Raw genomic sequence first — 7,305 nt, forward strand, 5'->3', positions numbered from 1 at the left:
CGTTGTGCAACATTATTTTGAAAATCTCGTAAAAAACAATAATATGAATTATAAATATATTAAACCAATAAAGTATAAATGTATAATATTTGCTACTTTATTCTTCATTTCTAGTTATTCTCAAGAAGCAGAAAACATTTATCATAAAGAATATTCTAAGCTAAGTTTTGTATTTCAACCATCTATTCTTAAAAAAAGTGATGCTTGGAATAGAGATGGCTCAACATATCCAAGTATGAAATTTACAAATGATTTTTCTTATCAATTTGGTGTATATTATAATTTTGCTCAATCGAGTAATTTTAACTTTAAAACGGGTATTATTGCAAAAGAATTTATACCAAAATTTGATTTAAATATTTCGAAAGATGATGTTGGGTATGGTATTGATTATTTATTAACACAATATGACCCTTTCAGTCAATTTATTATATCTATTCCAATAAAAACAGAATACTTTTTAAAATTAAATAATAAGTTAAATATTTCTTTTGGTGCTGGTTTAAACCTAAATTTAATAACAGGTACAAATGAAGAAATAGTAACAGGTGTATCGGTTGGAGATTATGATGGTAATTCTAAGGATATTTTCTTTGCAAAATCTAATAATCCAAATAGTATTAATTTTTCGTCAGAATTATCTCTTGGAGTAAATTATAAAACAAAATTGGCTTTAATAGATTTAAGTTTTTTTATTAATAGTTCAATTGACCCTGATTATGTTTCTGGTCAATATGAAATTTACAATCTAAATCAAAGCTCTGACAAAATTGGCGATTTTATTATTAGAAATAACTTTTATGGTTTAAGTTTAAATGTTAGCCCTAAAAAAGGTTGGTTGAAAAGAAAAAAATTATTATAACGTCGCACAACACCGGTTTTATTCAATGGCTTGGGCTTGGTTTTTCCTTCGGAAAAACCTCTATGAATCGAAAATTTATTCTATATTTGCTTTGGTCAGTGTTCAATCAAAGCCACTGAAATAAAGCCGAGAACCGTTAGCAAACATTAAAACCAAAAATCATGAAAAAATCTTTATTATTATTATTTATTGGATTATCATTTATTTATTCTTGCTCTAACGATTCAATAAATGAAATTATTGTAGAACCAAATCCAATTGATATACAACCTCCAAATCTTAATGGAACAACTGGTTTTCTTAAAAAAATGTCTACGAGGCTTGCAAATAACAATGATTTAATTTCTGTTTCATATTTTTCGTATATTGCAAATAAATTAAATAAAAGAATAGAACAAGATGTCAATAATCCAACAATTTTTGGTTCCGAAAATTATGAATACACAAATGATTTAATCACTAAAATATACTCTGGAAACTATGTTACTGAATACATCTATGATAATCAAAATAGAATAAAAACTGCAATTTTTTTCAATTCTAAATCAGAATTTGATTACTCAAATAATATAATTAGATGGAAATATTTTTCAAAAGACACAGATAATAATTACAATTTAATAGGTGATAACATAATCCAAGTTGATAATTATAACCAAATAACGAATATTAATAATTATGGCACTAACACTCCTGCTTTAATTTTGGAATACGATAACAAAATTGCTCCGATGAGAAATATTTTAGGCTTTAATAAGCTTTTAAATAATTATAACCCTAATGATGGAATTTATAATAATATTATTAAGCAGATTGATCCAAATATGCCGTCAAATAATATTACAGTTGATTATGAATATAATAGTAGTAACAAACCAAGTAAAATTACATACTCAAATATCAATGATGGAGCATACCTAATAATTGAATTAGAATATTATTAATAACGTTTGCTAACAACGGTTTTAAGAAATTTGGGTTTTATTGCTGAATTTAAAGTTTGTTTTGTACTTTTGAATTTGGTAATTAATCGAAAGTTTCGGGCTTACTTTTCCCAAACTTCTTAAAGCCGCGAACCGTTGGCAGAGATTTTAACAAAAAAAATATAAAATGAAAACATTGAAATATCGCTTTATTTACTATTTTTTAATCATTTTAAGTTTATCGTGCAGTAAAGACGATGAAGCTAAAACTATTAATAACTCACTTCATCCTCAACTAGCAAATCTAAAAAAGCCTGATGTAATCTTAAATAATATAGAAAAAGGATTATTTAACTCCAACATAATTAACTCAATAAATTTTCAAAATTACAACAATACGCCAAAAAATTGGGATTATGAAGTACTCGAAAATTCAAATAGAATAAAATCAATTACTTATTCAACGCCTTATATTTGTGAAAATACAGTTTTAAGTTTTTTTTATGAAAATAATTTAATTTCAAAAATAGAATCAGTTAGAAAAAATGTCTGCTCGGATTTCACTATAACAAATGAATTTATTTATAATTATGAACAAAATGTATTAATTTCAATATCTGCAAAGTATATGTATTCTGATTTAAATATTTCAAACAAACTAATTCAAGTTGGAGAAAATTTCTTTTCCTACAATCCAACTGGTACAATAGCTGAAATATATTCAGATATTAGACCAGTTAATGAGCCTTTAGTTGGATATCAAAAAAAATCTTATACTTACGACACAGATAATAATGTAATTGAAGTAAAGCAAGAAGAATACAATTCACATACTTATGATAAAAGATATATTTTCACATACAACAATAAGACTAATCCTTTAAAAGGAATATACTTATTTAGTGGTTTGAGTAGTATTTTACCAAATTACGGATTTGAAAGCAGTTTAGGTCCAATATTTCTATCCAATAATTGCATAAATTCGGTAAGATCAGAATATATAAATTTGCCTCAAAATTTTGATGATACTATTAATTTTACAACTAATTTGTTAAATCAAAACATTATAGATTTCGGAAGTTCGCCAGATTATCAATATTGGTTTAGGAACTATGTGAACTAAAAAAACCATCTGCCAACACCGGTTTTGTTCAATGGCTTGGGCTTGGTTTTTCCTTCGGAAAAACCTCTATGAATCGAAAATTTATTCTATATTTGCTTTGGTCAGTGCTTAATCAAAGCCACTGAAACAAAGCCGATAACCGTTGTATGAAACCATTGAGCTACACAAAACGCAAAGAAAATGTTCTCATTAATTTAGTTTTATAAAATATTAAAAAAAAATCTTAAATAAATATAAATATTAAAAATAAAAGATTAATATTGTAATATTATTAATACATTTTACTAAAAAACATTCAGTAGCTACGAATTGAGGGATTTTTTTATTTATCCCAAAGAAAATAAAAAATAAATAGTGGAATATGCTTACACAAAAAAACAGCAAAAGTCAATACCAATAAAGACTTCAAAATTTTGGGAAACAAATTATAATTTAAAACTTTAAAAAAATGAAAAAATTAATTTTTAGCCTTGTTGCAACTGCAATGATTTCATCTTTTGGTTTTGCAAACTCTGGCGAACCAATAAAAGAGAAAAAAGAAGTAAAAACAGAAAGTAAAACTTCAAAAGAAAATAACCAAAATGTAGAAGAAGTAAAAACAGCAACTTGCTCTGCAACAATAGGAGGTTCAACTTATACTTTAGAATATTCATGTTTCTTTTGTTGGGGTGGTGCTGATAATGGTTGTAAAGCAGCTTTATTAGATTCAATTGATGCAATTGAAGATTAAATAAACTATTTTAGGGTATTTAAGTTATTAGAAACTTTTGTACCCTAATTTTTTTAACTATAAAAAAACAAAAATGAAATATATTATACCAATATTTTTATTATTATTTTCAGTCTCACATTCTCAAAACTTAAACGTTGAATTTAATTTTACTATTAACAAGTCAAATGATTTAGCATCAACTACAAAAAAATACATTTTAGAACAAAATGAATCTAAATCTATATTTTATTTTGATTTAATAAAAGATAAAACGCAATTTAAAAATTCTGAAATTGCTGAAGTTGTCTTTGATAGAGATTCAGTCGTTGCATATATAATTGGCGACGATGTTATCGAATTTTTTTTTAAAGAAAAACATTTTAAAGACTTTAAAAATAATTTTCAATTTTACAACTTTGCTATTGGATACAAATCTAAACCAAGTTATATAAAGGAAGAAATCAACATATTTAATTGGGAAATTTCTTCAACAGAAAAAGACACAATTATTGGAGGGTTTAATTGTAAAAAGGCAACAACACAATTTAGAGGAAGAAATTATGTTGCTTATTTTACAAATGAATTAGCAAACGAAGGAGGTCCTTGGAAATTTGATGGCTTACCTGGTTTTATTTTAAAAGTTGATTCTTCAGATGGGTATTTGTCAATTTATGCTACAAAAATTAATACTAAAATAGAAAAAAAAATAAAACTAGAAAACCCATATTTAAATAAAAAAACTATTGCATTTGTACAAATAAAAGACATGATTTTAGAAAGTGATAAAAAATATGTAAAAAAAATGAGAAGCTTACCTAATGCACCTGATAAAATATCAATAAATGGTCCAGAATCAATCGAAAATTTTGGACTTGGAGAGCGTGTCTATGAATAAAATATTTTAAATAAATGTATAAATATATATTTTTATTAATCACAACAATTTCATTCAGTCAAACAATAAACATCAACATAACAAATGAAGAAGGCTTATTAGTTGATAACTGTAACATTTTATTTAAAGAAAAAAGTAATAATAACGTAAATGAATTTACAAAAGTATATAATGGTAAAAGCTTATATATTTTGAAAAATGTATATGATGAATTAGAAATTGAAATTCAATCTTATGGTTACATTAGTGAAACTATATTAATTAGTAAACCTTTAAAAAAAAACAAATATTCCTACGATATTAAATTATACAGTAAAATAACTGAATTAAAAGAGGTTGTACTTGTTTCCAAACAAAACCCTTTTAAGATTAAAAATGACACTGTTGTATTTAATGTTAGTAAATATAGTGATGGGAGTGAAAAAAAAGTTGAAGACCTTTTAAAAAAATTGCCTGGAATTGAGGTAGATGCTAATGGATCTATTAAATATAAAGGCAAGCAACTAGAAACCGTTACATTAGATGGTGATAATATATTTAATAGCAATTATAAATTAGGCACAAAAAATATCAATATAGATATGGTGGACGAAATAGAAGCCATTGATAATTATACAAATAACTTATTGTTAAAAGGTATTGAAAGTGAGGGTAAAGTAGCATTAAATTTAAAATTAAAAAAAGGTAAATCGGATTTTTCAGGAAATTTTGAAAATGCTTTAGGTTTAAAAAACGACTTAAATTCAGCATATTATTCAAACTCTTATCTTATGCAAATATCCTCAAAAGTAAAGTCTTTTGGTCTTCTCAATTTAAATAATATTGGTAGAAGTGATACTTATTTCTATGAGAAACAACAAAATAAAAGTTTAGATAGAATTTCGGACGATGATTTTAGAACAAAAAAACTAATTTCCGATGAATTGTTTAACCCATCAATAGATCCAATACGTTATAATATTAATAATCAAATATACATAAGTTATAATAATCTATTTAAAATAAATAAAAGGCTTACGTTTAAGTCAAATTTAAACTTTATTACAGATAAAATTAATTCTAATCAAAATATAAATACTGTTAACTTCATTGAAAATAATTTAGTTAATACTAACGATAATTATTCTTCATTAAAAAAACCAAATGTATTTAGTGGTGAATTTGAATTAAAATATAATCTTTCAAAAAAAACTTTATTTGAAGGATTTAGTAAACAATATTTTGAAAAAACAAGTGTTTATAGTACCTATTTGAAAAATAATGAAATTGGTTTTCAAAATTTTAATAAAACTAAAGGTTATTTTTCAATAAATAAATTTGTTCATACTTGGAAAGTTTCGTCCAATAAAGCACTTCAAGCAAACATATATTATACTTTTGATGAAATACCTCAAACTTTTGAAAGTATAAACTCATTTGAAAATATTAATCAAAAAAGTAAATTTAAAAAATCTACGTTACTATTAAATTATAACTTAATTGGTAAAAGTAAAAATTTTAGTTATGCATTTCAGATTGGCTCTGGTTTTCAAAGAAACCCATATTTTTCAGATAATTCATCAGATTTTAATAATACAACATTCAAAAACAATTATTATTTTAGTAATTCAAGATTAAAGTATTATTATAAAAAAATTATTATAGTCCCTAATATTTCATTAACAAACTATACTCTATATTTAGAAAACACAAATTTATTAAGTAAGACATATTCTAGTAATTTTGTTTTTGAACCATCACTAGACATTATTTTTAAAGAGAAAAAGTCTACATACACAGTTTCATATTCTAACACACAAAAACCCATTTCAGAGGAATTTATATTTACTAATAATGTTTATATCAATAATAGAACTATAGTTAAAAATCTGCCGTCATTTGATTATCAAAAAACAAACAGTTTAGCATTTAATTATTTTTTTAATGATTTATATACAAATACAACAGTGAATTTCACTTCTCAATTTCAAAAAAGTAACGGTCAGTATTTATCCGATTTTTCAATTGATGAAAATTTTTCAATAATAAAAAATTCATTTTTTTATGAAAAAAATTCATCTTTTAATACAAATTTTCGTATTTCAAAATTTATTGATAAATTATCTTTAAATTTAACTTACAGCTCAACATATATTAAAAATAAATACCCTAACGTTTTAAACAATTCTGATATAAGAAAAAATACAAATGAGGTTTTTAAAAACACATTTATTATTAGAACAGGATTTAATAGTAAAATTAATTTTGAAAACTCTACATCTCTTAAAATTATAACATCAAAATCCATAATAACAAATATTAATAATTCATTAAATAATAGTTATAAAATAAGATATAAAATAAATAAAAAATATAAAGCATCAATTAAATGGGATGTTTTTATACCTAATATTAAAAATAAATCAAATAATTATAATTTTGTTGATTTTGAATTGAATTACAAGCTTAATGATAAAATTAATTTCATCTTGGCTGGTAATAATTTATTAAATTTAAAATATTTTAAACAAATTGAAAATAACGATTTTTCCTCATTTATTTCAACTACAAACTTAACACAACAATTTTTCTTATTTAATATGGAATACACTTTTTAACAGTAATAAATATAATAATCAATTATAACTTTAAAGTAATTTGATAAAATTTATATCTTTACATATATAAAAATATGGCTTCAACTTCTGAAAAAGGACATGCAAAAAATATTGCAAACGCAAATTTATTAAATTCTCAAATTGCACAACTTGGTGCAATCTACAACCCAAGTAATACAAAATTACTTTTAAC

The 7,305-nt window shown here is 23.6% G+C and carries 6 protein-coding genes; all 6 read left to right on the forward strand.

Annotation, left to right across the window (positions count from 1 at the left end):
* Nucleotides 1-862 (forward strand): hypothetical protein (locus tag G507_RS16745; RefSeq protein ID WP_035665997.1); only part of this gene is annotated, 862 nt, incomplete at its 5' end.
* Nucleotides 863-1,023: 161 nt separating this feature from the next.
* Nucleotides 1,024-1,806 (forward strand): hypothetical protein, encoded by a 783-nt coding sequence (locus G507_RS0109300; protein ID WP_026717232.1) that lies wholly within the window; start codon nucleotides 1,024-1,026, stop codon nucleotides 1,804-1,806.
* A 166-nt stretch (nucleotides 1,807-1,972) separates the two neighbouring features.
* On the forward strand, nucleotides 1,973-2,908 hold the full coding sequence (locus G507_RS0109305; protein WP_026717233.1) for a hypothetical protein: 936 nt from the start codon (nucleotides 1,973-1,975) through the stop codon (nucleotides 2,906-2,908).
* Between the two features lie 448 nt (nucleotides 2,909-3,356).
* On the forward strand, nucleotides 3,357-3,638 hold the full coding sequence (locus G507_RS0109310; protein WP_026717234.1) for a hypothetical protein: 282 nt from the start codon (nucleotides 3,357-3,359) through the stop codon (nucleotides 3,636-3,638).
* A gap of 73 nt (nucleotides 3,639-3,711) precedes the next feature.
* The gene (locus tag G507_RS17355; RefSeq protein WP_026717235.1) at nucleotides 3,712-4,515 is read left to right on the forward strand and encodes a GLPGLI family protein; all 804 of its coding nucleotides are present in this window, start codon (nucleotides 3,712-3,714) and stop codon (nucleotides 4,513-4,515) included.
* Nucleotides 4,516-4,529: 14 nt separating this feature from the next.
* Nucleotides 4,530-7,112 (forward strand): hypothetical protein, encoded by a 2,583-nt coding sequence (locus G507_RS0109320; RefSeq protein WP_026717236.1) that lies wholly within the window; start codon nucleotides 4,530-4,532, stop codon nucleotides 7,110-7,112.
* The last annotated feature ends 193 nt before the right edge of the window (nucleotides 7,113-7,305 follow it).

This window comes from Flavobacterium gelidilacus DSM 15343, from assembly GCF_000422685.1.
Lineage (GTDB): Bacteria > Bacteroidota > Bacteroidia > Flavobacteriales > Flavobacteriaceae > Flavobacterium > Flavobacterium gelidilacus.